The organism is Aquirufa aurantiipilula (genome assembly GCF_019923745.1).
Classification (GTDB): Bacteria; Bacteroidota; Bacteroidia; order Cytophagales; family Spirosomataceae; genus Aquirufa; species Aquirufa aurantiipilula.
In genome coordinates this window covers 306668-329827 of record NZ_JAANOG010000002.1, presented here as the reverse complement: position 1 = coordinate 329827, position 23160 = coordinate 306668, and the positions used below count along the sequence as shown (strand labels likewise).

Annotated in this window: 26 protein-coding genes; 17 read left to right on the top strand and 9 right to left on the bottom strand. The window is 38.0% G+C overall.

The window, feature by feature from the left end; genetic code table 11:
• Positions 1–9: 9 nt before the first annotated feature.
• The 10 genes from G9H60_RS03350 to G9H60_RS03305 all read left to right on the top strand — a co-directional run bounded on the left by G9H60_RS03350 (position 10) and on the right by G9H60_RS03305 (position 8338).
• On the top strand, positions 10–768 hold the full coding sequence (locus G9H60_RS03350) for a succinate dehydrogenase/fumarate reductase iron-sulfur subunit (RefSeq protein ID WP_223142685.1): 759 nt from the start codon (positions 10–12) through the stop codon (positions 766–768).
• A 48-nt stretch (positions 769–816) separates the two neighbouring features.
• Positions 817–1398, top strand: coding sequence for a thymidine kinase (locus G9H60_RS03345; protein WP_223142684.1), 582 nt, complete (start codon positions 817–819; stop codon positions 1396–1398).
• Position 1399: 1 nt separating this feature from the next.
• On the top strand, positions 1400–1855 hold the full coding sequence (locus G9H60_RS03340) for a YkgJ family cysteine cluster protein (protein WP_223142683.1): 456 nt from the start codon (positions 1400–1402) through the stop codon (positions 1853–1855).
• A 76-nt stretch (positions 1856–1931) separates the two neighbouring features.
• Complete coding sequence (locus G9H60_RS03335) at positions 1932–2849, top strand: ROK family protein (RefSeq protein ID WP_223142682.1); 918 nt, start codon at positions 1932–1934, stop codon at positions 2847–2849.
• Positions 2850–3013: 164 nt separating this feature from the next.
• Positions 3014–3250 (top strand): acyl carrier protein, encoded by a 237-nt coding sequence (locus G9H60_RS03330; protein WP_092019417.1) that lies wholly within the window; start codon positions 3014–3016, stop codon positions 3248–3250.
• Between the two features lie 123 nt (positions 3251–3373).
• Positions 3374–4621: a beta-ketoacyl-ACP synthase II gene (gene fabF, locus G9H60_RS03325; protein WP_223142681.1), complete on the top strand. Its 1248-nt coding sequence runs from the start codon at positions 3374–3376 to the stop codon at positions 4619–4621.
• A 4-nt stretch (positions 4622–4625) separates the two neighbouring features.
• The gene (gene rnc, locus G9H60_RS03320) at positions 4626–5372 is read left to right on the top strand and encodes a ribonuclease III (RefSeq protein ID WP_223142680.1); all 747 of its coding nucleotides are present in this window, start codon (positions 4626–4628) and stop codon (positions 5370–5372) included.
• 2 nt (positions 5373–5374) lie between these two features.
• Positions 5375–6313 carry a hypothetical protein gene (locus G9H60_RS03315; RefSeq protein ID WP_223142679.1) on the top strand — a complete coding sequence of 313 codons (939 nt, stop codon included), beginning with the start codon at positions 5375–5377 and terminating at the stop codon, positions 6311–6313.
• A 66-nt stretch (positions 6314–6379) separates the two neighbouring features.
• Entirely contained in the window at positions 6380–8014 is a 1635-nt protein-coding gene (locus tag G9H60_RS03310; protein WP_223142678.1) for a ComEA family DNA-binding protein, read from the top strand.
• Positions 8015–8200: 186 nt separating this feature from the next.
• A complete protein-coding gene (locus tag G9H60_RS03305) occupies positions 8201–8338 on the top strand; it encodes a hypothetical protein (RefSeq protein ID WP_223142677.1) in 138 nt (45 codons plus the stop codon).
• Here the strand turns inward: G9H60_RS03305 and kdsA are convergent.
• From kdsA to G9H60_RS03290, 3 genes are read right to left on the bottom strand one after another with little or no spacing between them, the layout of a single operon-like run.
• Positions 8333–9142 carry a 3-deoxy-8-phosphooctulonate synthase gene (gene kdsA, locus G9H60_RS03300; protein ID WP_223142676.1) on the bottom strand — a complete coding sequence of 270 codons (810 nt, stop codon included), beginning with the start codon at positions 9140–9142 and terminating at the stop codon, positions 8333–8335. The two genes, G9H60_RS03305 and kdsA, sit on opposite strands and share 6 nt — an antisense overlap.
• Position 9143: 1 nt before the next feature.
• Positions 9144–10184 (bottom strand): UDP-N-acetylmuramate dehydrogenase, encoded by a 1041-nt coding sequence (gene murB / locus G9H60_RS03295; RefSeq protein WP_262899933.1) that lies wholly within the window; start codon positions 10182–10184, stop codon positions 9144–9146.
• A gap of 1 nt (position 10185) precedes the next feature.
• Entirely contained in the window at positions 10186–10914 is a 729-nt protein-coding gene (locus G9H60_RS03290) for an ABC transporter ATP-binding protein (RefSeq protein ID WP_223142675.1), read from the bottom strand.
• A 187-nt stretch (positions 10915–11101) separates the two neighbouring features.
• Here G9H60_RS03290 and G9H60_RS03285 point away from each other — a divergent pair, with 187 nt between their 5' ends.
• A complete protein-coding gene (locus tag G9H60_RS03285) occupies positions 11102–12007 on the top strand; it encodes a prohibitin family protein (protein ID WP_223142674.1) in 906 nt (301 codons plus the stop codon).
• Positions 12008–12244: 237 nt separating this feature from the next.
• Here the strand turns inward: G9H60_RS03285 and G9H60_RS03280 are convergent, their stop codons facing one another.
• A complete protein-coding gene (locus tag G9H60_RS03280; protein ID WP_223142673.1) occupies positions 12245–13465 on the bottom strand; it encodes a bifunctional 3,4-dihydroxy-2-butanone-4-phosphate synthase/GTP cyclohydrolase II in 1221 nt (406 codons plus the stop codon).
• 90 nt (positions 13466–13555) lie between these two features.
• Here G9H60_RS03280 and G9H60_RS03275 point away from each other — a divergent pair, with 90 nt between their 5' ends.
• Positions 13556–14263: an ABC transporter ATP-binding protein gene (locus tag G9H60_RS03275; protein WP_223142672.1), complete on the top strand. Its 708-nt coding sequence runs from the start codon at positions 13556–13558 to the stop codon at positions 14261–14263.
• On the opposite strand, the gene G9H60_RS03270 is transcribed toward G9H60_RS03275, so the two are convergent.
• The 3 genes from G9H60_RS03270 to G9H60_RS03260 are packed head-to-tail and all read right to left on the bottom strand — an operon-like array spanning position 14260 to position 17187.
• On the bottom strand, positions 14260–15045 hold the full coding sequence (locus G9H60_RS03270) for an amidohydrolase (RefSeq protein ID WP_223142671.1): 786 nt from the start codon (positions 15043–15045) through the stop codon (positions 14260–14262). The two genes, G9H60_RS03275 and G9H60_RS03270, sit on opposite strands and share 4 nt — an antisense overlap.
• An 11-nt stretch (positions 15046–15056) precedes the next feature.
• On the bottom strand, positions 15057–16427 hold the full coding sequence (locus G9H60_RS03265) for a DUF4270 family protein (RefSeq protein WP_223142670.1): 1371 nt from the start codon (positions 16425–16427) through the stop codon (positions 15057–15059).
• Positions 16378–17187: a glycogen/starch synthase gene (locus tag G9H60_RS03260; protein WP_223142669.1), complete on the bottom strand. Its 810-nt coding sequence runs from the start codon at positions 17185–17187 to the stop codon at positions 16378–16380. The genes G9H60_RS03265 and G9H60_RS03260 overlap by 50 nt, the downstream gene beginning before the upstream one ends.
• Positions 17188–17320: 133 nt before the next feature.
• Here G9H60_RS03260 and G9H60_RS03255 point away from each other — a divergent pair, with 133 nt between their 5' ends.
• Genes G9H60_RS03255 through G9H60_RS03245 form a run of 3 tightly spaced genes read left to right on the top strand, consistent with a single transcriptional unit; the run spans position 17321 to position 19479 of the window.
• On the top strand, positions 17321–18316 hold the full coding sequence (locus G9H60_RS03255) for a lysylphosphatidylglycerol synthase transmembrane domain-containing protein (RefSeq protein ID WP_223142668.1): 996 nt from the start codon (positions 17321–17323) through the stop codon (positions 18314–18316).
• Entirely contained in the window at positions 18300–18782 is a 483-nt protein-coding gene (gene rfaE2 / locus G9H60_RS03250) for a D-glycero-beta-D-manno-heptose 1-phosphate adenylyltransferase (protein ID WP_223142667.1), read from the top strand. Before G9H60_RS03255 ends, rfaE2 begins: the two co-directional genes overlap by 17 nt.
• Positions 18783–18786: 4 nt before the next feature.
• The gene (locus G9H60_RS03245) at positions 18787–19479 is read left to right on the top strand and encodes a zinc metallopeptidase (protein ID WP_223142666.1); all 693 of its coding nucleotides are present in this window, start codon (positions 18787–18789) and stop codon (positions 19477–19479) included.
• 26 nt (positions 19480–19505) lie between these two features.
• Here G9H60_RS03245 and G9H60_RS03240 read toward each other — a convergent pair whose 3' ends face one another.
• A complete protein-coding gene (locus tag G9H60_RS03240; RefSeq protein ID WP_223142665.1) occupies positions 19506–21218 on the bottom strand; it encodes an amino acid permease in 1713 nt (570 codons plus the stop codon).
• Between the two features lie 103 nt (positions 21219–21321).
• Between G9H60_RS03240 and G9H60_RS03235 the strand changes: the two genes are divergently transcribed.
• A complete protein-coding gene (locus G9H60_RS03235; protein ID WP_223142664.1) occupies positions 21322–22329 on the top strand; it encodes a glycosyltransferase family 2 protein in 1008 nt (335 codons plus the stop codon).
• Here the strand turns inward: G9H60_RS03235 and G9H60_RS03230 are convergent.
• Positions 22326–22547: a PspC domain-containing protein gene (locus G9H60_RS03230; RefSeq protein ID WP_223142663.1), complete on the bottom strand. Its 222-nt coding sequence runs from the start codon at positions 22545–22547 to the stop codon at positions 22326–22328. The genes G9H60_RS03235 and G9H60_RS03230 overlap by 4 nt on opposite strands.
• Before the next feature lie 322 nt (positions 22548–22869).
• Between G9H60_RS03230 and G9H60_RS03225 the strand changes: the two genes are divergently transcribed.
• A complete protein-coding gene (locus G9H60_RS03225) occupies positions 22870–23064 on the top strand; it encodes a cold-shock protein (protein ID WP_109322468.1) in 195 nt (64 codons plus the stop codon).
• The last annotated feature ends 96 nt before the right edge of the window (positions 23065–23160 follow it).

Here is a 23160-nt window from a genome sequence, read left to right as displayed (position 1 = left end):
TTCGATAACATGGAAGGAAATTTAAACCTGACGCTTAAAATCTGGAGACAAAAAAATGCCCAAACTGCGGGTAAATTCGAGACATACCAAGTAAGTGGTATTTCGGAGGATATGTCCTTTTTGGAAATGATTGACGTGCTCAACAACCGTCTTATCGAAGAAGGTGATGATCCAGTAGCTTTTGATCACGATTGTCGTGAAGGTATCTGTGGTATGTGCTCCATGTACATCAATGGCCGCCCTCATGGACCTAACAAAGGTGTTACTACTTGCCAATTGCACATGCGTAGCTTTAGCAATGGGCAAACCATCACCATTGAACCTTGGAGAGCAGAAGCTTTCCCTGTGATCAAGGACTTAGTAGTTAATCGTTCTGCTTTTGATCGTATCATTTCAGCTGGAGGATTTATCTCTGTCAATACAGGGAATGCTCAAGATGCTAATAGCCTACCAATCCCGAAAGATGATGCTGATGAAGCATTTGCTGCAGCGGCTTGTATCGGTTGTGGTGCTTGTGTAGCAGCATGTAAAAATGCTTCTGCTATGTTATTTACTTCAGCAAAAATCTCTCAATTGGCTTTATTACCTCAAGGTCAAGCAGAGCGCTCTAAACGTGCTGAAGCGATGGTCGCTCAAATGGACGAAGAAGGTTTTGGTGCTTGTTCTAATACAGGTGCTTGTGAAGCAGAATGTCCAAAAGGTATTTCCATTGAGAATATTGCTCGCATGAATCGTGAGTACTTCTCTTCGGTATTTACCTCCAAATAATATTTAACTAAAACTAAGCCCCTTGGAATCAAGGGGCTTTTTCATGCCTTGTTTTTAGAGCCCAATCATGCTAAATCATCTCAAAATACCAATCCTAGTGGTTGGGTGGAAGTGATATGTGGCTCCATGTTCTCAGGTAAAACAGAAGAATTAATTCGTCGACTGAAAAGAGCTAAAATCGCCCAATTACAAGTGGAGATTTTTAAACCGGCTGCCGATACACGTTATCACGACGAAGACATTGTTTCTCATAATCATAATTCCATACGCTCCACTCCAGTACATAGTTCGAGTGAAATACTTTTACTAGCTGGAAGTTGTGATGTGGTGGGATTGGATGAAGCACAATTCTTTGATGAAAACATCATCGAAGTATGCAATACCTTAGCCAATCAAGGTAAGCGTGTGATTATTGCCGGTTTAGATATGGATTTCAAAGGTCTTCCCTTTGGTCCTATGCCAGGTTTAATGGCCATTGCTGAGTATATCACCAAAGTACATGCTGTTTGTGTGAAATGTGGAGGTGTCGCTCAATATTCCCATCGAATTGTACAACAGCAGCAAACTGTGATGTTGGGTGAGTCGGAAAGCTATGAAGCGCTTTGTCGAACTTGCTTCACACATATTTAACATGCCAAGAGATCCCAGTTTCACTAAAGTCTTTCAACGCATTCGGGCCAAAAAACCGAAAGATTTGGATTCGCAATTTGAAAAAGCACATGAAGCTGTATTTGAAAACATGGATTGTTTAGAATGTGGTAATTGTTGTAAGACCACCAGTCCCATGTGGAATGAAACAGATATCCAACGGGTGGCTAAGCACTTAAAAATGAAAGTATCTGACTTTTTGGATACCTATTTAATCAAAGATGCCGATGGGGATTGGGTTTATCCCGCTAGTCCATGCCCCTTTTTATTGGAAGATAATGCCTGTGATATTTATGAACACAGACCCAAGGCATGTCGGGAATACCCCCATACTGACCGAAAAAATATGCTTGGAATTCTTAAACTTACACAAAAGAATGCCTTGATCTGTCCAGCCGTATCTCAAATCATGGAAAAACTGGAAAGAATCTACAACTAATCTAAATTGCCCCAAGAATATTTGAATATGCGCGTAATTTTAAAGAAATTCGCAGCAAATTAAACCAAAAGACCGCATGGAAGCAGCAGAATATCTAGGAATTGATGTAGGAGGAACAGGAGTTAAAATGGGCATAGTTCATCCAGAAACTGGCCATATTACTAATTTTCAAAGTTACGACACAGCCACTTGGAGAGAATCCAATCACTTCTTAGAACGCCTAGCTGATGCGATTGCCTTGCAATTATTCCAACACAAACATGTGCATAAAGTAGGTATCGGTTTACCTGGTATCTTAACAAAAAACCGTAAAACGTTAATTGAGATTACAGCAATTCCAGAAATTGATGGAGCTCATTTAATTTCCATGTTGGAGAAACGTTTTCCTGATCATGAATTTTTCATGGAAAATGATGCCAATGCAGCTGCTTTAGGTGAATTTTATTTCTCCCCTGAAAAAGAAAGCATGCCCGAAGATTTCATCTTTTTAACCTTAGGTACGGGTATTGGTGGCGCAGCAATCATTGATCGTAAAATTTTCTTAGGTGGAGATGGAAACGCCATGGAACCAGGACACGTACCATCAAGAAATGGTAAAGTGTTGGAGAGAAATATTGGTAAAAAAGAATTATTACAAATGGCAACTGCCATGCGTGCGGCATATAAAGGTAAAACTGTTCTAGCGGCGGATGGCTCCATTTCAACGACAGCTTTAGTGGTTGCGGCAGAAGAAGGTGATGAATTAGCATTAGCCATTTGGAATGAAGTGGGTGAAATGTTAGGCGATATGATTGTTTCATTAATCCGAATTCTAGATATCAAAAACATCTTTATTGGAGGTGGTTTATCAGCCTCTTTTGAATTTATTTTACCCAGCATGGAGAAACAATTGAATTATTGGTTGACCCCTGCTTACTTGAAAAAACTAAGTATTAAAAAAGCACTTTTAGGAAATGATGCTGGACTTTTAGGAGCAGCTTCCCTTTGTTTTTAATGGTTTGTTATAAATCAATTGCAAGAATTTTAAACAATTCAAAAAAAGAATTATTTTTATCTAATTATTTATTTTAATAATGCAATTAGGCTTAAAATTTGTTTGATAATCTAAGTTTTAATTCTAATCTTTGCATCGTTTTTGAACCCCAAAATATTTTAGAAATGGCAGATATTGCAGAAAAAGTAAAAAGCATCATCGTTGAGAAATTAGGAGTAGAAGCATCTGAGGTTACACCTGAGGCATCTTTCACAAACGATTTAGGAGCTGATTCCTTAGACACGGTAGAGTTGATTATGGAATTTGAAAAAGAATTCAACGTCTCTATTCCAGATGATCAAGCAGAGAATATCCAAACTGTAGGACAAGCCATCACCTACTTGGAAGAGAACGCAAAGTAATCGAAACGAAATAATAATGATGTCAATTGGTAATTGGTAATGACTCAGGAACCTAGTTCCTTAGAAAATCACCCTTACGAATTGACATTTTTTATTTTTCAAACCTAAAATACCAGGATAATTATGGAGTTAAAACGAGTTGTAGTAACGGGTTTAGGAGCCCTTACCCCTATTGGAAATACAGTTAGTGAATATTGGGAAGGTTTATCTACCGGAAAAAGTGGATGTGGCCCTATTACCAAATTCGATGCTGAAAAATTCAGAACTCGTTTTGCCTGTGAACTTAAAAATTTTAGTGTTGAAGAGTTCATTCCACGTCAAGAGGCCCGCAAAATGGACCCATTCACCCAGTATGCCATTGTAGCTTCTGATGAAGCCATCAAGGATGCAGGTTTCGACATGGAAGCAATCAATAAAAATAAAGTCGGTGTCATCTGGGGATCGGGTATTGGTGGCTTAAAAACCTTTGAAGACGAAATGATTTATTTCGGCAAAGGAGATGGAACGCCTAAAATCAACCCATTCTTTATTCCTAAAATGATTGCTGACTCTAGCTCAGGTCAAATTTCAATCAGAAATGGTTTCCGTGGTCCAAACTACGTAACTGTTTCCGCTTGTTCATCCGCGAACAATGCCATCATCGATGCTTTCAATTACATCCGTACAGGTCGTATTAATATCTGTGTAACGGGTGGCTCTGAAGCTCCAGTGACCATTGCCTCAGTTGGTGGATTTACTGCCATGCGAGCCATGTCAGAAAGAAATGATGATCCCGCAACTGCCTCTCGTCCATATGATGTAAACCGTGATGGTTTCGTAGTTGGAGAAGGTGCAGGTGCATTAATCCTAGAAGAATACGAACATGCTAAAGCTCGTGGAGCTAAAATCTATGCCGAATTAATCGGTGGTGGATTTTCTTCCGATGCTTACCACATTACCGCTCCACATCCAGAAGGATACGGTGCCTTACTTTCCATGATTGATGCATTAGAAGATGCTCAAATCAAGCCAGAAGAAGTAGATTACATCAATACACATGGTACTTCTACCCCTATTGGTGACCCTCAAGAATTAAAAGCTATCTTAGATTGTTTTGGTGAACATGCTTACAAAATGAGTATTTCTTCTACCAAATCAATGACTGGGCACTTATTGGGTGGTGCAGGTGCTGTAGAGGCTGTAGCTTCTATCCTAGCCATTCAACACCAATTTGTTCCTCCAACCATCAACTGCAAGGATTTAGATCCAGCAATTGATCAAAATCTAGATTTGACACTAAATCAAGGAAAAGCTAGAAAAATAAACGTTGCATTGAGCAATGGATTTGGTTTTGGTGGACATAACGCTACCGTCATTTTCCGAAAAGTATAGGCTTATGAAAATTCTCTCGGTGTTAAGCTGGTTGAATCCTACCCGACTAAATGAAAGAGAGAAATTTCTAAAGAAATCTGTAACCCATTTGATTGGCGAAAGTCCATCCAACTTATCGCTCTATCGATTGGCTTTTTTACATGCTTCTGCCTCCAAGGATAGTATTGCCAAATCATTCAAAGAATCCAATGAACGCCTCGAGTTTTTAGGTGACTCTGTACTCGGCATGATTACAGCTACCTATCTATTCCAAAAATTTCCATTTAAAGACGAAGGTTTCCTAACTGAAATTAGATCCAGAATGGTCAGCCGAGAATCCCTCAATGTATTAGGAAGAAAATTAGGCTTAGATGAGGTAATTGAATATGAAAACCAAAAAAGAACCATACTTTCGCGGTCCAGCATGTATGGAGATGCCCTAGAAGCATTCATTGGTGCTATTTACCTAGATAAAGGTTTTGCCTTTACCCAAAAATTCATCATCAAAAAGATTTTAACCCAGTATTTCGACTTAGAAACGGTGGTTCAAAATAATCCCAACTTTAAATCCATACTCATTGAATGGGCACAAAAAGAGGGGAAAAAAGTACTCTTTACTCTGGATGAAGAGGGACAACACCACAATAAAGAATTTACAGCCATCGTTCTTGTAGATAACTTGAAGGTAGCCGAAGGAAAAGGTTACTCCAAGAAAAAAGCAGAACAAACAGCTGCGATGAAAGCCTGTGAAGAATTGGATATAAATAATTAAAGATGCCGACGCCCAATATTTTGCTTCATTACTGGACCGAAGAAGGTCAATCAAGTACTTTTCAAGATATTTTACAGCAAGAAATTCCCGCTGCCACTTTGGAAGTTTTGCAATCTGAATTATTGATGCAATTACAAAGTCAACGTGTTCAAGATCAACTTCCTTGTTTTGATTGGCAAAACCATCGATTCCAAGAAAAATGGGATAACATCACTCGATCATTAGTATTACAAGTTACACTTCCAAATCACATTTGGAATCAATGGATCCAAGAAATCAACACCTCTAGTGCTCAATCCGATTATTTATACAATTCCCTTGGAGCTGAAAGTCAAGAGATAAGTCCTGATACTCTTTTAACTGCAGAGGTATATTTTGAAGCCCCAGAAGTCCTAGAAGATTTACCTGAAGATGTCGCTCCTGAACCTGAATTGGTTATTATAGAATCCGATAATACCGTTGAAATTATCGAAGAAATCGCTCCTGAGTCCAGTTCTGCCAAGCCTGTAACGGAGATCATCATTGAAAACGTTCAAGTTGCTCCAGCCGCTACAACTACTTCCAGCAGTTTTTTCCAAGAAGAAAATAAAGATCAAGCCCCGGCTGCAAAAAAAATCATGGAAGTAATCGCTGATTCTACTTCTGAGAAAGTCTTTGAAAAACTTCAAGGGAACGACGGTTCGTTAAAGTCTTTAGTGGAGACTAAAATGACAGAAACCTTGGCCAATAGTATTAGCTTAAACCAAAAAATCAAATTCATCCAATCCATTTTTGATGGAGAAGGCCACCATTTGAACCAATTGATCGACTTCATTGATAAAGAAGCTGAAAGCCACACCTGGCAAGAAATCATCCAACATCGTTATGCCGAGTTCCAAAGGGCCGACAATGAAGAGTCTTGGAATGAATTACACGAAATGATTCGTAGAAAATTCAACTAAGTGATTTTCTTCATCAAGTAACTGATCAGATTCATGGCCTAGACTAGCTATTTTCACTTAAAAAAAGTGAAATACCTAGCCATCATACTTCTTTGCACTTTCTCTCTCCGCGGCCAAGTCGACGATACTCAAACGTGGGATGAATCTGAAATAAGACAAAGTACTTTTCAGCATTATTTGCAAAACCCCATTGATATTAATCAGGCAAAAGCTGCTGATTGGTATCAATTGGGCTTATTAAATGCCAAGCAAATCCAATCATTCGTTGAGTTTAGAAATTCGTCAGGTCCATTTCTTAGTAAATGGGAATTACAAGCAATCCCCGACTGGGACCTTCCCACCCTAAAACGCATTCAAGATTTTATCAGTTGCCAAAGCCCAATTGAGCCATGGAAAATGGCCTCTAGCAAACACCTTTGGATTCATCGCTGGGAATTTACTGCTGAAGAAAAAAAAGGATTTAGCCCTCCAGATAGCCGGAGCAAAGTCCGATATTTTAATAGCCCATATGCTGAGCTTCACCGATATAAAGGCCAAATAAGCAAGTCATTAGGTCTTGGATTCTTACTGCAGAAAGATGCCGGAGAAAGTTCCATGACTGATTTTAGTAGTTTCTATGTGCATTGGAATAAACCCAAAAGCTGGATCCATAAAATAATTGTAGGAGATTTCATCAACCAATGGGGACAAGGCCTGGTTCAGGCAGGAGGATTTAGCCTAGGCAAAAGTTACGAAAGCATCATTTCAACTCAAAAATTCCATCAAGGTGGCCTACCTTATAGTTCCAGCATGGAATCGGGATTTTACCGAGGCTTACTAATTGGCTTCCAAAGAAAACAATGGGGTATGGAAAGTTTTCTTTCCAAAAGAAATTGGGACGCTAGTATTCAGAGAGATTCCTCAGATACAGAATTCTATTCTTCCCTTATTACTAGTGGATTACATCGTACTTCAACTGAAATCGACAAAATAAACCGAGTACAAGAATGGAGTATTGGTAATTCCATTTTTTGGCATGCCAAAACCAATCCTATTACCATTCAAGCAAATGTGGTTTGGAATCGTTGGTCTATCCCAAAAAGAAATGCTACAAAATCCTATCAAGCGTCAGAATGGCAAGGACAAGAACTCATCAACACGTCCATTTCGGCTAATTTTCCTTGGAAAAAAGCCCAATGGATGACCGAAATGGCTATATCTAGTCCTAATTCTTGGGCTTTTATTCAAGGTGCTGCTTGGGCACAATCAAAGGTTAATGATTTCTCTTATGTTATCCGTTACCAATCTTCCTCCTATTTTAGTCCACAAGCACAAGCATTTGGCGAAAACTCCGAAGTACGCAATGAGCTAGGTTTATTTCTCGGTAACCAATACCGTTGGTCTAAAAGAAGCCGATTATCTTCTTACTTGGATCTGTTTCTATTCCCAGCGCCAAAATATCAAGTTAGTCAATCCAAAACATGGGGCTGGGAGGCCTTAAGTAGATATCAGTTGGAACGAAGAAATCAGTACAATTTATTTATCCAAATGAAATGGACCTCCAAGCAAGAAGATGCTCCAAAGCCTTTTTCAGATATCATCAGAAAACATCAATGGCAGATTAGTGGTGATTTCAAAAAAGCAATTCATAGACAATGGGATTGGCACAGTCGACTGATGGTCACCTACATCCATTCTCCAGCTCAAAAAGACTGGGGATGACTGTGGCTCAATGACATTCAAGTATCAGGTCAGAAATGGCAAATAAAGGCTAGAATCGCTTTTGTTCAAAGTAGTGATTACGACAGTAGAATGTATGCCTATGAACCAAGCCTTCCTTATGCATTTTCATTACCCGCCTATTCGGGAAAAGGAATGAGAACATGTCTCGTGGTACAATATAAATGCATGGAACACCTAAACATTTCCACCAAAATTGGGAGAACTGATTATTGGGAGCGAGATGAAATAGGATCTGGTTTAGACCTCATTACAGGCTCACACAAAACGGATATCAGCCTACAAATAGTTTGGAATAACTTATAAAATGGCTTCTCTAATTTTCATCAATTTTTCCAAAAGTCCTTCCAATTGATCAAGAGGCAACATATTAGCTCCGTCTGACTTAGCTATGGAAGGATTGGGATGTGTTTCAATGAATAAACCATCCGCTCCCACTGCAATGGCAGCTTTGGCAATTGTCTCAATCAATGCAGGCTGTCCTCCGGTAACTCCAGATCCTTGATTAGGTCTTTGCAATGAATGCGTACAATCCATGATAACAGGAACCTGAAAAGCAGCCATTTCTGGTAAATTTCTAAAATCAACTACTAAATCGCCATAACCAAATGAATTTCCCCGATCGGTCAAATAAACCAAGACTTCAGGATTCTCATGCTTCACTTTTTCAATGGCAAATTTCATGGAAGCCCCCGACATAAATTGGCCTTTCTTGATATTAACAGCTCGACCCGTTTGTGCAGCGGCTGCTAATAAATCTGTTTGACGACAAAGAAATGCTGGAATTTGCAATACATCCACATAAGGCGCAGCCATAGCTGCTTCAGAACTCTCATGGATATCCGTCACCGTAGGAACTTGAAAATGCGCTCCTACTTCTTTTAGTATTTCTAAGGCAAGAATATCACCAATACCCGTAAATGAATCTATTTTAGTACGATTTGCCTTGCGATATGACCCTTTGAAAATAAAGGGAATACCCATAGAATCCGTGATTTGCTTAATCCTTTCGGCTATTTCGTAGGCTAAATCTTTGCTTTCTATGGCACAACTGCCTGCCATCAAGAAAAATGGCGTTTTATCTTGACTTGTTGTATAAGGTAAGGACATATTATAAAATGTTTACTTCGGTTTCTAGTTGTACACCGAATTTGCTGAGAATAGACTCTTTAATTTTTTCTGATAATGTCAGAATTTGCTTGCCTGCGGCATGGCCATAATTAACCAAGACCAAAGCCTGTTTGGCGTGTACCCCTGCATCTCCATCCTTGAATCCTTTCCATCCCGCTTGTTCAATCAGCCAACCAGCTGGAAATTTAATATCTGTACTTCCGACAACAGGATAATGGGGGATTTGAGGATATTTTTCCATCAATTCAGCGGCACGATTCTTATCTAAAGTTGGATTTTTAAAAAAGCTCCCAGAATTACCTATGTCTTTAGGATCAGGCAATTTACTTTGTCTTATTTCAATGACAGCGTTAGAAACGTCCTGAATACTAGGCTGGGTGATGGATTTAGCTAATAATACTTCTTGAATTGCACCATAAGAGGTTATAACATTCGCTACTTTGCTCAATTTAAAACAAACATAAGCGATCACATATTTACCTTTCCCTTCATGTTTGAAATAACTCTCCCGATAACCAAATTGGCAAGCTTCCGCATCAAAAGTTTCTAAGTTATGGCTTGATAAATTAAATGCTTGTAAATGATCAAATGTATCTTTAATCTCAACGCCATAAGCCCCAATATTTTGCATAGGAGCAGCACCTACAGTACCAGGAATAAGCGATAAATTTTCTATACCTGCCCAATGATGACTAACCGTGTATTGGACAAAATCATGCCATACAACACCAGCCCCTGCACGCACCCACACATGTTGATCATCTTCTTTGATGACTTCAATTCCATCTATGGCTACTTTAACCACCAAAGCATTCAAATCTCCGGTTAAAAGTACATTACTTCCTCCACCCCAAAAAATATGCGGAATATGGGCATATAGCCCCGAATTCAATAATGCTCGATACTGCTCGATGGAACGAATTTCTACAAAATACTTTGCCTTGGCCTCAATTCCGAAGGTATTGAGCGATTGGAGGGAATAATTTTCCAATACTCGGGGCATGGCAACTGAAGAAGGCATATTAATGCAATTTAGTAGATAAAAATTCTTGTAAAGCTGGCACTTCAGTACTCATCAGGGTCTTATTACTACCCTCCCAAAGCTTTTTGCCATCTTTCAAAAAGATTACATATTCTCCCATTCGAAGAACGGAATTCATGTCGTGAGAAATAACGACTGTCGTAATATTAAACTCTTTTGTAATCTCTTGAATCAATAAATCAATTTTAACAGCTGTCAAAGGGTCTAATCCCGAATTAGGCTCATCGCAAAACAAGTATTTAGGATTCATCACTATGGCTCTAGCAATACCTACCCGTTTTTTCATACCACCGGAAATATCCGAAGGCATTTGACTAGCCGCTGCCTCCAAACCTACTCGTTGTAAGCAGATTAAAGCTCGTTCATTCTTCTCTTCTATACTTTGGTGCGTTAAAATATCCAGAGGAAAACGAACATTTTCCAATACCGTTTTTGAATCAAACAAAGCTCCTCCTTGAAAAAGAACTCCCATTTCTCTACGGATAGATTTGATGGTATCATTGGACGCTGTTACAAAATCCCGACCATCATACAAGACTTTACCATGTTCTGGCTTCAAAATACCAATCATACACTTCAATAATACACTTTTCCCGGTTCCACTACCACCAATCACCATGTTGATTTTGCCCTTTTGGAAGCAGCCATCGACTCCATCCAAAACAACTTTTCCATCAAACTCTTTGTGTATGTTTTTGATTTCAATCATATTCAAAATTAGGCATATTTTGCCAAAAATGAAGAATGTCATTTTTTTTAGCCAAATTATTTTCAAAGCTAGAGTTAGCCATTAACATCAGAATAATTTCGAAAAACATAAATTGATTGCATAGGTATACTATTCTTTGTACTTTACCCCAATTAGTCCTTTTAATCCTAAACACTACCTATATCCTATGTTTTTCATCGTCGTTGGAATCGTTTTACTGGTCATTGGAAATATTATTGCCAATCCCAATTTAGTATTTTCTAAATATAGCAAAGCCTTCAAAATTGGAGGAATTGCATTAGCTGGTTTAGGCTTGCTGAGTTCAACTATTAAGCAGATTGAAGCAGGCGAAGTTGGGGTACAAAGCTTATTTGGAAGTGTTAAACCACAAATTTTGAACAGTGGTTTAAACTTTGTCAATCCCTTATCCAATATTTTCATTTTTGATACCAAAACACAAAACTACACCATGTCTGGGGTGCATGATGAAGGCGACAAAGAAGGGGATGATGCGATTAGAGTACTAACCGCCGATGGATTAGAAGTAATCGTAGATTTAACCGTATTGTATAAAATATCATCTCAAGAGGCTCCCAATATATTTAAAAAAATTGGTCTAGATTACAAGGACAAAGTAGTTCGACCAATTACGCGGACCAAAATAAGAGACAATGCTGTTTATTACGATGCGGTAGGTTTGTTCTCGAAAAAAAGGAATGAATTCCAAAATCGAATCTTCAAGGATATCGAATCCAATTTCAAAAACAGAGGCCTAATTTTGGAACAATTGCTAATTAGAAACATCACTTTGCCAAATTCAGTAAAACAAAGTATTGAATCTAAAATCAATGCTGAGCAGGATGCCCAAAAAATGCAGTTCGTACTACAAAAAGAAAAGCAAGAAGCCGAACGCAAACGAGTGGAAGCTCAAGGTATAGCGGATTACCAACGCATCTTATCTACAGGACTAAGCGATCGTCAATTACAATATGAATCCATCTTGGCTCAAAAAGAATTAGCCAAATCGCCCAATAGTAAAATCATCATTATGGGTAATGGAAAAAGTAGCCCGATTATCTTGGGAGGAAATTAAATAGTGAGTTTATAAAGACCAATTGATATCGCTCAAATCTTCAGCTGCCTTGTTTAATTCTATAGAAATTTGATCTATTTTCTCATCCAACTAAGGAGTCAATTTTCGAGTATATTGCTTGAATTAACTTGGATATAGAGCAAACTTAGTGTACTGCAATTACAGATTCATTGATTATATAGAAATAGTCATAAAAAAACGCTCCCGAATGAGAGCGTTTTTTTATCATTACTTTGATTATTTCCTCAAAATGGAATGTCCCATTTTATCTCGTTTTGTTTGCAAATATTGTTGATTGTGTGGGTTAGGGTTAATTTCAATTGGAATAGATTCAATAATTTCCAATCCATAACCCAATAAACCAGCTCGCTTTTTAGGATTATTCGAGATTAATCTCAATTTCTTGACACCTAAATTTCTTAAAATCTGCGCTCCAACCCCATAATCCCGTTCATCCATCGCAAAACCCAATTCTAAATTAGCTTCTACGGTATCACGACCCATTTCCTGTAATTTGTAAGCCTTCAATTTGTTCAACAAACCGATACCTCTTCCTTCTTGGAACATGTACAATACCACCCCTTTTCCCTCCTTCTCCACCATTTCCATGGCTTTGTGCAATTGAGGGCCACAGTCGCAACGACAAGATCCAAAGATGTCACCCGTAACACAAGAACTATGCACACGCACCATAATGGCTTCATCCTTTTCCCAAGTACCCTTCACCAATGCTAAATGAGTATCTCCCGTATTTTTCTGTTTGAAAGCTATCAAATCAAAATTTCCCCACTGAGTAGGCATATCAACTCCAATCTCACGTTGAATTAAGGATTCTTTATCTAAACGATATTCAATCAAATCTTTGATTGTCACCAACTTAAGATCAAACTTATCGGCAATCCGACGAAGGTCTGCCAAACGTGCCATACTTCCATCTTCATTTAATACTTCAATGAGCACACCTGAAGGTTGAAATCCAGCCAATCGAGCAAAATCCATGGATGCCTCTGTATGTCCAGTCCGACGAAGCACTCCCTCTGATTTACTTTTCAAAGGAAAAATATGACCTGGGCGTCCCAAATCACTTGGTTTTGTCAAGGGATCAACCAGTGCTTGAATGGTTTTGGCACGATCAGAAGCAGAAATACCGGTAGTACAACCATTTCCCAATAGGTCCACCGAAACTGTAAATGGTGTTTCATGTGAAGTGGTGTTATTATCTACCATCATTTCGAGTCCTAAGGCTCCACAGCGGTCATCTGTCAATGAAACACACATCAAACCGCGTGCTTCTCGAATCATAAAATTGACCAATTCAGGAGTAATAGCCTCGGATGCACAAATCATATCACCCTCATTCTCTCGGTCCTCATCATCGGCTACAATGATAATTTTACCTTGTCGAATATCTTCTATCGCATCTTCAATACGATCCAAACGAATGGAATCTTCCTGCATGTATTTAAGCTTTATGAACCAAAACACAAAGGTAAGCAGATTTAGTTCCCATTTTACTACCTTTGTCAGATAATCTATCCCTTACCAGGTATGTCGATTGAAGTTGCCAATCTTTCTAAAATTTACGGTGCACAAATCGCCGTCAATTCCATTTCATTTCAAGCTTCAGAAGGTCAAATCATTGGATTTCTTGGACCCAATGGGGCAGGAAAATCAAGCACCATCAAAATGCTAGTTGGTTTAATTCCAGCTAGCGAAGGAGAAGCCAAAGTACTTGGTCTGAATGTAAAAGATCATAATTTGGAATTGAAAAGAAAAGTAGGCTATCTAGCTGAAAACAATCCCCTTTACCCCGACATGTACGTTCAGGAATTTCTGGATTTTATTGGTAAAATTCATGGTATTTCGACTTCTCAGAGAAAAAAGAGAATAGAAGAAGTTATTCAATTGGTGGGACTAGAAAAAGAGAAAAAAAAGAAAATATCAGAATTATCGAAAGGATACCAGCAACGAGTTGGACTAGCACAAGCTATCTTTCATAATCCATCTGTACTAATCTTAGATGAGCCCACAAGTGGCCTAGATCCCAACCAAATGGCTGAAATCAGATCATTGATTCAATCATTAAGCCAGGGTAAAACTATTTTGTTTTCAAGTCACCTATTAACTGAAGTCGAATCCATTTGCGACCGCATTTTACTGATCAGTCATGGAAATTTAGTAGCCGATTGCTCGCTTCAGGAAGCTCAAAACTATACTGGGGGATTGGCAGCTTTCTTTAAAGATAAAACTACCTAATTCAATTCAAAGGCGTCGGCGTCAAGATGAGCCGGAAATTTATCCCTAAATTCTTGTAAGGATTCCTTGGAAATACTACTAGTTTGTATGGTATCTTCATCCCAAAGATGAACTATTTCTTCTCCTTTAAACGAAACTATCACCGAATCTCCTTGGTAATCCAAGTCATTGGCATCTTTTCCTACTCGATTCACTCCTACCACATAAGCTAAATTTTCAATAGCTCTCGCTTTTAGTAAAGTAGACCATGCATGAGCTCTCACAGCAGGCCAATTCGCCACATAAATAGCTAAATCGTAAGCCATTTGCACATTTCTAGACCAAACCGGAAAACGTAAATCATAGCACACAAATAAGGCTATTTTCCAGGATTTAAAAGATAAAATCCCATGTTCCTCCCCTGGGCTATAAAACTGATGTTCATTGCCCATTCGGAACAAATGGCGCTTGTTATAAGCAACTATTTTTCCATCAGGAAAAACGGCTAACAGTCGATTATAGAATTGATTATTTTCTTTGATTTTAAGGCTCCCTATCAACAATACATCGAGCCGATTGGCCATCATTTGCATCCATTGCACTTGAGCTCCTTTGGGGAAATCTGCCCCTTCGGCACTCATACTAAAGCCTGTTAGAAACATTTCCGGTAAAACAACTACATCCGTCTTACCTTGTAAAGCTTGTAATTTCTCCTCTAAAATAGCGCAATTGGCAGCAGGATTCTCCCAAACAAGGGATGTCTGTACCATACTCACCCGTAAATGGCTATTCGGGGAATCCATAATCTTAGGAATTATTTCGCAATGTAAGTATAATAAACCTTCAATTTGATTTTACTTGCATTCAAAGGCACATATCGAATATTATCACCAATAATTCGGCTAAAACCTGCGGAATTACTCGTCAATGGACTTGTAACCAAAATAGCAAAATTCTTACGGTTATTGGCAATGATATTTTGAATGGCCGTGGTAATATTAAAACTATAGGTCTTAGAACCTGAATCAAAATTTGCCGTTTGGATTCCGGATCCACCTTCAGTTAATAAATAACGTAAACCGTAGGCATTCTTAAGCGTTCTATTGCTAGCATCAGTTTCTACTAAGGATAATGATCCTAGCGTTTTTGATAATTCATACGAATCAGCTGCAGGGATAACTAATTCCGCTTTATTAATGGCCACATTTTTGTTCCCCTTTAAATTCAATAAGTAAGGTATTTCCAATTTTGTAGCTAAACCTGTTCCCGACTGAACGTATGTCACCATATTAGTCTGAGAAGCCGGAATTCTGTCGCCTGGCTTTTGTAAATTCCCCAAAACACCCGAGCGAGCAATGTTCAATTGATTAAATCGACCATGAATTTCTGCTACTAAAGCCGTTGATAAACTAAAATAATAATTGATGGCATATTTAATTGTATCATTCGGATTATGATAGTGTAATGTCATAACCGAGTACGTTGGAGTAAATCCAATAATGGCTGCTTTTCCAGCTGAACTAGATTTAATGTGCATTCCTTTAAAATATTCTCTAAAGGCTGCTCCACCTGCTGCGATGGTTTTGTCTGTATATTTTCCTAATAATTCTCTTCCGAAAGAAGCATTCATCTTAAAGCTTAAGGTATCGTACTTCAACGAATCCCCATTTGCTGTTTTTGCTTTAATAGGACGAGGAAAAAATGAGTGTGTACCTATCGGTGTAGGATCAAAAGGAATTGCTGATGTACTGAAATAATCAACATTGCGACTCACACTGTCCTTCAAGCGATAAATCGAAATGGTCTGTTTCTGAGTTGTATCACCCACAAAAGACTGATAAATCAAATTCATTTTCAAGGAATCCAAGATGGAAGTCTCTTTACTTTTCAACGTATCTACATTCGCTATTTGCGTAAATGCTGAGGCCGCAATGGTTCCTAATATAGGATCTTGATGAGAACCAACTAAAAATGCACCCGTTTGATTCGTGTAAATTGAGTCAATTAATACCGTAGATGATTGGATACTCAATGAATCCGTATAGTTCAAACCAACTTCTACACTAAATAAATCAGACCCAATTTCTTTGGGCAAATCACAAGAAGTAAGGAAAAGGGAAAGAATCCCTACCCATTTAATTGCCGGCCAATTCCAAATACAATTTTTCGAAGAAATCGAGATCATTTTCGGCAATATTTTGATAGGTTTTTGATTTGAATTCATCAATGATGGATTGGATACGGCTATTTTCCGCATTTTCTAATGATACTACTTTATCGGCATATTCTGCTCCAATTTTAATGAAGGCGGAATAATCTGAATTTGCTAAACTAGTTAAATTTTCGTCTTCTATTTCGCCTAACTTCACTTTCTCTAACAAATCGTCATTAGAGAACGTAAAATCAAATTCAGAATTGTGAGGAGAGAAAATAGTTTTTGAATCCTTGAAGATTGGATGGTTTTTGTAATGTGTTGAGATGTACAATGGCACTAAGCTCGACATCCAATCATTACAATGAACTACATCTGGCGACCAACCTAATTTCACAACCGTCTCCAATGCTCCTTTGCAGAAGAATGCAGCACGTTCATGATTGTCTTCGTAGAATGCTCCTTCTTTGTCATTTAAAACAAATTTACGCTGGAAATAATCTTCGTTATCAATAAAATAAACCTGCAATTTTGCTGCAGGAATACTAGCGACCTTAATCGTTAACGGTTTTTCTTCTTCACCCATGGGAATGGTGATTCCGGAAAGCCGAACTACTTCGTGCAAACGGTTTTTGCGTTCATTGATAGAACCAAATCTTGGAACCAAGATTCGAATCTCCATTCCCCTCTCCTGCATGGCAGTTGGAAGGTTACGAACGAAGTCTGCAATTCTGGAGGTGTTAAGGAAAGGGTCAACCTCACTCGAAACGTAAAGAATACGTAATTTGGACATTCTAAATTGATTTAGGGGAAAATTATCCCAAAAAAACTTTGCAAAAATATAAAAATTTTATCGGATTCCAGCTATATAATTTAAGCAAAGCTCTTTATTTTGCCTTGTGATTCTCGAAATCCATCACCACAACATGATAAAATCCATTCTTAAGTACTTATTCTCGACTTTATTAGCTGCCTCACTCTTGTATTGGGCATTTTCCAAAAGTCAACTAGAATGGGATGATATTTACCAAACGCTATTACAGGCAAATTACCAGTGGGTAACTGTAGCCATTGTCATTTCCTTGATTTCACATTGGTTAAGAGCCTTACGTTGGGAACAATTACTCGATAGTCTAAATTATCAACCAGGCCAAGTCAGAACCCTCTCAGCTGTCCTCATTGGTTATTTCGCCAATTTTATCGTTCCTAGAATGGGTGAAGTTTCTCGCTGTGGTTCCCTTCAAAAAACCGCCGATATTCCTTTTGAAAAGTCATTTGGGACAGTCATTACGGAACGAATTGTCGATTTATTAGGCCTCGTAGCCTTAGTTGGAATTACATTTTTAGTCGAATGGAAGCCCATCCAATCTTTCCTATTTCCACAAACAGATACTCCACCTTTGACCTTAATCATGGGTTTGATTATCCTTGGCTTAATCGGACTTATCACCTTATGGTTCACCAAAGATTTCATCCTTGCAAAATGGGAAGTACTCTCAAAAAGTTCCAAGGTTGGACAAATACTTTCAGGCTGGATTGATGGCATTATCAGTATCAAAGACGTTAAAAAACCAGGCTTATTCTTGATCTACACCCTAGCTATTTGGGTTGCTTATTTCTTGAATGCATATACCTTGCTTTTAGCTTTTTCGAGTAGTGAAAACCTAGGTTTTTCGGCTGCATTAAGCATTTTAGTGATGGGCACTTTTGGCATGGCTACTCCTACTCAAGGTGGAATCGGGGCCTACCATAGTTTGGTGGCATCCACCTTATTTTTCTATCAAATCCCCATGAAAGAAGCCACCGCTCTAGCTACTTTTTTTCACGGAACTCAAATGGCAACGATCTTGTTATTTGGGGGTATCAGTTTTATTTTAACTCTTTTCTTACCTAAAAAAACAAGCAGTGTCAACTCTCAGTGAACATAAGATTCATACACTCAGTGAAGCTATTGAAATTCGCAAAACATGGAAAAATGACCAGCAAAAAGTCGTTTTTACCAATGGTTGCTTTGATATTTTACACCTTGGACATGTCGATTACCTAGAAAAATCAAGTCAAGCAGGCGATCAAATGATTGTTGCCGTCAATTCAGATCGATCTGTCAGAGAATTAAAAGGACCAGAAAGACCCGTGAATTCAGAATATGCACGTGCTCGATTAATAGCGGCTTTGGGATTTGTTTCCATGGTGATCATTTTTGATGAAGAAACACCTTTAGAATTGATCAAAGCTCTTTTACCCGATGTTCTAATCAAAGGAAACGATTACACCATTGATACCATTGTCGGTTCAAAAGAGGTATTAGCAGCAGGAGGAGAAGTTAGTACCATTGATTTAGTACCCAATTATTCAACAACAGGAATTATTAACAAACTTAAAAAATAAAAAAATGACAGGAATATATGTTTTAACCATCCTTTTTGGAGTTATCGGAATGATGATTTCTTGGAGATTAAAATCCAAATTCAAACAGTATTCAGAAATACCATTACAGAGTAATTTATCTGGCCAACAAATCGCTGAAAAAATGCTTGCGGATCATGGCATTTACGATGTGCGCGTTATTTCTGTAGATGGACAATTGACTGACCATTATAACCCAAGTGACAAAACAGTAAATTTAAGTGCAGATGTCTTTCATGGCAGAAATGCCGCATCAGCTGCAGTAGCAGCTCATGAATGCGGCCACGCTGTTCAACATGCCAAGGCTTATTCCTTTTTACAGTTTAGAAGCGCCATGGTTCCTTTATTGAACATTGCAAATGGATTCATGCCCATTTTATTAATGATTGGTATGATGATTTTATATTCCACAGGAAATGCAACTTTATTGAGTATTGGAGTGGCTCTTTTTGCCTTAGCTACTTTATTCAGCTTTGTTACCTTACCAGTAGAATTTGATGCTTCTAATCGAGCATTAGCCTGGATTAAAAACAACCAAATTGTCAATGCCAGTGAATATGAAATGTCAAAAGATGCACTTTGGTGGGCAGCAATGACCTATGTAGTAGCGGCATTAGCCATGTTGGCACAATTGCTCTACTACTTAAATTTACTAGGTGGTCGAAGAAGTAACGACTAACAAAAAAGGGCCCTTGGGCCCTTTTTTTATACATGTAATTTACTCTTTCGATAACTGTAACTAAAATAGATCACAAATCCTGCGATACACCAGTACAAGAAGCGTTCCCAGTTGGTCGCTCCCATTTGAGTCATCAGATACAGATTAACCAATAATCCCAAAACGGGTATCAAGGATAAATTGATCGTAAAACTAAAGTAGGCTAATACTATCCAAATTAGAAAGAAAGCAGAAAGTAAGAAATGATCTACTCGTGCCTCGCCTACCCAATGTGCTGACCAATAGTTTGACCAGGCATCTGCAGTGGGTAAATAGAAATACAGGCAAATCACAAAACATAACCCTATCCAATATTTGGCATTGATGTACGGAATCTTAAACTTGGATTTCTTTTGATTTTCAGGATCTAAATCTAAAATCAATACCCCTCCACAAACCAATACAAAGGCAAATAAGGTACCAATACTACTTAGATTGATGACTTCTTCTAAATTGGCAAACAAGGCAGGAATCCCCACCAAAACACCTGTCATGATGGTTGAAAAAGAAGGCGTTCTGTATTTAGGATGAATGTTTGAAAAAGCTTTAGGCAATAATCCATCACGCGACATGGTCATCCAAATTCTTGGTTGGCCCAATTGATACACTAACAAAGCACTTGTTAAGGCAATTACCGCACTGGCGGCAACCACCCCTGCTACTCCATGTAAACCTACTTGGGTGAACATATATGCCAATGGATCTTCTATGCCAGCGAGTGATGCAGAAGGAACTATTCCGGTTAGTACTAAAGTAACTAATACATACAAAACCGTGCATATTATCAAGGCCCACATCATGGCTTTAGGAATGTCGCGCTGGGGATTGGTGCATTCTTCCGCTGTCGTGGAAATAGAGTCAAAGCCAATGTAGGCAAAACAAACCGCTGCCACACTTTTTAATACGCCGCTAATGCCATTTGGTGCAAAAGGCGACCAGTTGTCAACCTGCACATAAAAAGCTCCCACTCCCACTACAATGACAATCACCAAAAGTTTAAGAATAACCAAAATATTATTCATGTTCTTGGTTTCTCTGATACCAATATATACTAAATAAGTAATGGCTGCCGTGATTAATAAAGCTGGAATATTGGCCACAAAATGCCAGCCAAATAACAAAGGAGCAGTTGCATAAGCGGCATAACCTTCACGAACATTGACGGATAGAGATTCTAATAATTGTCCTTGAGACATGGCTACTTGGGCTTCAGAATAAGCTCTTTTGGCCGACAAAAAATCCATGGTCAAGTAATCAGGAATATGATAACCCAAACCCTCGACTAAATCAACAAAATATTTTGACCAAGAAATAGCGACAGCTACATTGGAAATAGCATATTCCAACAAGAGATTCCATCCTAATATCCAAGCAACTATCTCTCCAAGACTGGTATAAGCGTAAGTATATGCACTTCCACTGATAGGGACAGTTGCGGCAAATCGAGCATAACAAAAGGCTGTAAACATACAAGCTACCGCCGTAAATACAAATAATAAAGAAACTGCCGGACCACCATTGGCGGAAGCCTGCCCTATGGCCGAAAAAATACTAGCTCCAATAATTGCGGCTACTCCCAAAAAAGTTAAGTCACGCACTCCCAAATTCCGAACCATGGATCCACCTTCCAGCTTTTCAATTTCGATTTGATCAGAAACTATTTTATCAATGGACTTTTTGCGAAAAAAGGATGAATTCATGCAATTTGATTAGTTGATGTGATGGTAAGATTAACAAAAATACATCTTTCCCGAATAAATTCTAATTTGAACGATTTACTTACCTTTGTAACAAAGGAAGATTATGTCGGTAGCGATTGTCATATTAAATTTTAATGGAAAGCATTTTTTAGAAAAATTCTTACCCTCCGTGATAGCTAGTTGTCCTGTCGGATCCATCTATGTTGCGGATAATGGTTCGTCGGATGATTCTGTTGACTTCCTGAAAAATCATTTCCCTGAAGTGCATATTTTACTTGGCGAAGGTAATCTAGGATATGCTGGAGGTTATAATCGAGCATTGAAATCCATTCAAGCAGATTACTTCGTTTTAATGAATTCTGACATCGAACCGAGTGAAAATTGGTTGAATCCATTAATTGATTACATGGAAAGCAATACACAAATAGCTGCTGTTCAACCTTTTATCTTAGACTATCAAAACCCGAGCCATTTTGAGTATGCTGGTGCAGCTGGTGGCTATTGGGATCAGTTGGGCTTTCCGTTTTGTCGAGGTAGAATATTCGATACCTTGGAAAAAAATAATGGTCAATACAAAACTAGCCTAGTCAATTGGGCAACAGGGGCCTGTTTGTTGGTACGAGCCGACCTATATTGGTTAGTGGGAGGTTTAGATGATTACTTTTTTGCTCACATGGAAGAGATTGACTTATGTTGGAGATTTCAAAGAGCTGGATATCAAGTTGCTGCCGTAGCAGAAAGTACCGTCAAACATGTTGGAGGCGGTACTCTGGACAAAGCAAATCCATTTAAAACCTATTTGAACTTTAGAAATAATCTAATATTACTATATAAGAATCAATCCGGCTTGAAAAAATATGTCATCATTTTATTACGAATGGCAGCAGATGGATTAGCGGGAATAAAATATCTAACATCAGGTGAATTATCTTTAATTTGGGCCATTCTTAAAGCACATTTTTCTTTTTACTACTATGTGTTATTTCAACATCCTAAACAGAACTTGGCAACAGAATTAGTAAGACGTACAGACATAAATAGCTATTCCAAATCCATCATTTGGGACTATTTTATACAAAAAAAGAAAAAATTTACTGATTTAAAATTCTAGAATTCCCAAACTGTTGGGTTATTTCTTTGGCGTAAATACCGACGAATATTCATCCAAAAAGCAAGAATTAAATAAAGAATGATGGGAGACCCCATGGTGATGAAAGAGGTGTAAATGAAATATAATCGAATGCTGGAGGTGGAAATTTTAAACTTCTCTCCTAATCTAGTACAAACTCCAAAAGCTTGATTTTCAACGAAATACTTTACTTTTTCCATGTAGCTAAATTTAATACCTACAAAAATATTAATTAATTACCCGTTTCTAGACATCGAATTTGAATAATTCAAATAATTATACAAATATTACAATTATAAAATAAAATATTTGATAATTTGTAATATTTAATTTGAATTTGCTTGCATGCAATTGAATTTTATATACATTTGGACACTTAAAAGTTTTAATTCAGCAAAATTCTCGACTTCATCCCTCCTAGTATCTTCCCGGTTTACACTCCATTTGATTCTATAAGTTTGTCCCAGTCAAAATTCTTGCGTCTAAAATTCTTTAAGATTTAATTTTTAACATTAATTTTTTATGCAAACTGGTAAAGTAAAATTTTTCAACGAGACGAAAGGTTTCGGATTCATCGTTGACGATCAAACAGGTGAAGACATTTTTGTACACGTAACTGGCTTAGCTGGTGTTACGATCCGCGAAAATGACAGCGTTTCCTACGAAGTAACTGACGGAAAGCGTGGAGCTAACGCTATCAATGTAAAGAAAATCTAATTTTCTTACATGTCCTTGATTAGAGCAAATCAGTATTTTCCAATATATATTAGGTTATCCTATTAAAATTGCAACATTGATCTCTAATAAAGAGAA

What these genes read in the sequence shown, in the direction of transcription:
- G9H60_RS03315 (WP_223142679.1), top strand. Translation starts at nt 5,375, where the DNA reads ATGCCGACGCCCAATATTTTGCTTCATTACTGGACCGAAGAAGGTCAA.
- G9H60_RS03230 (WP_223142663.1), bottom strand. Translation starts at nt 22,547, where the DNA reads ATGGAAAAAGTAAAGTATTTCGTTGAAAATCAAGCTTTTGGAGTTTGT.
- G9H60_RS03290 (WP_223142675.1), bottom strand. Translation starts at nt 10,914, where the DNA reads ATGATTGAAATCAAAAACATACACAAAGAGTTTGATGGAAAAGTTGTT.
- murB (WP_262899933.1), bottom strand. Translation starts at nt 10,184, where the DNA reads ATGCCTTCTTCAGTTGCCATGCCCCGAGTATTGGAAAATTATTCCCTC.
- G9H60_RS03225 (WP_109322468.1), top strand. Translation starts at nt 22,870, where the DNA reads ATGCAAACTGGTAAAGTAAAATTTTTCAACGAGACGAAAGGTTTCGGA.
- G9H60_RS03350 (WP_223142685.1), top strand. Translation starts at nt 10, where the DNA reads ATGGAAGGAAATTTAAACCTGACGCTTAAAATCTGGAGACAAAAAAAT.
- G9H60_RS03340 (WP_223142683.1), top strand. Translation starts at nt 1,400, where the DNA reads ATGCCAAGAGATCCCAGTTTCACTAAAGTCTTTCAACGCATTCGGGCC.
- G9H60_RS03235 (WP_223142664.1), top strand. Translation starts at nt 21,322, where the DNA reads ATGTCGGTAGCGATTGTCATATTAAATTTTAATGGAAAGCATTTTTTA.
- fabF (WP_223142681.1), top strand. Translation starts at nt 3,374, where the DNA reads ATGGAGTTAAAACGAGTTGTAGTAACGGGTTTAGGAGCCCTTACCCCT.
- G9H60_RS03285 (WP_223142674.1), top strand. Translation starts at nt 11,102, where the DNA reads ATGTTTTTCATCGTCGTTGGAATCGTTTTACTGGTCATTGGAAATATT.
- G9H60_RS03275 (WP_223142672.1), top strand. Translation starts at nt 13,556, where the DNA reads ATGTCGATTGAAGTTGCCAATCTTTCTAAAATTTACGGTGCACAAATC.
- G9H60_RS03255 (WP_223142668.1), top strand. Translation starts at nt 17,321, where the DNA reads ATGATAAAATCCATTCTTAAGTACTTATTCTCGACTTTATTAGCTGCC.
- G9H60_RS03280 (WP_223142673.1), bottom strand. Translation starts at nt 13,465, where the DNA reads ATGCAGGAAGATTCCATTCGTTTGGATCGTATTGAAGATGCGATAGAA.
- G9H60_RS03305 (WP_223142677.1), top strand. Translation starts at nt 8,201, where the DNA reads ATGGAACACCTAAACATTTCCACCAAAATTGGGAGAACTGATTATTGG.
- G9H60_RS03240 (WP_223142665.1), bottom strand. Translation starts at nt 21,218, where the DNA reads ATGAATTCATCCTTTTTTCGCAAAAAGTCCATTGATAAAATAGTTTCT.
- G9H60_RS03245 (WP_223142666.1), top strand. Translation starts at nt 18,787, where the DNA reads ATGACAGGAATATATGTTTTAACCATCCTTTTTGGAGTTATCGGAATG.
- G9H60_RS03265 (WP_223142670.1), bottom strand. Translation starts at nt 16,427, where the DNA reads ATGATCTCGATTTCTTCGAAAAATTGTATTTGGAATTGGCCGGCAATT.
- G9H60_RS03335 (WP_223142682.1), top strand. Translation starts at nt 1,932, where the DNA reads ATGGAAGCAGCAGAATATCTAGGAATTGATGTAGGAGGAACAGGAGTT.
- rnc (WP_223142680.1), top strand. Translation starts at nt 4,626, where the DNA reads ATGAAAATTCTCTCGGTGTTAAGCTGGTTGAATCCTACCCGACTAAAT.
- G9H60_RS03330 (WP_092019417.1), top strand. Translation starts at nt 3,014, where the DNA reads ATGGCAGATATTGCAGAAAAAGTAAAAAGCATCATCGTTGAGAAATTA.
- kdsA (WP_223142676.1), bottom strand. Translation starts at nt 9,142, where the DNA reads ATGTCCTTACCTTATACAACAAGTCAAGATAAAACGCCATTTTTCTTG.
- G9H60_RS03270 (WP_223142671.1), bottom strand. Translation starts at nt 15,045, where the DNA reads ATGGATTCCCCGAATAGCCATTTACGGGTGAGTATGGTACAGACATCC.
- G9H60_RS03260 (WP_223142669.1), bottom strand. Translation starts at nt 17,187, where the DNA reads ATGTCCAAATTACGTATTCTTTACGTTTCGAGTGAGGTTGACCCTTTC.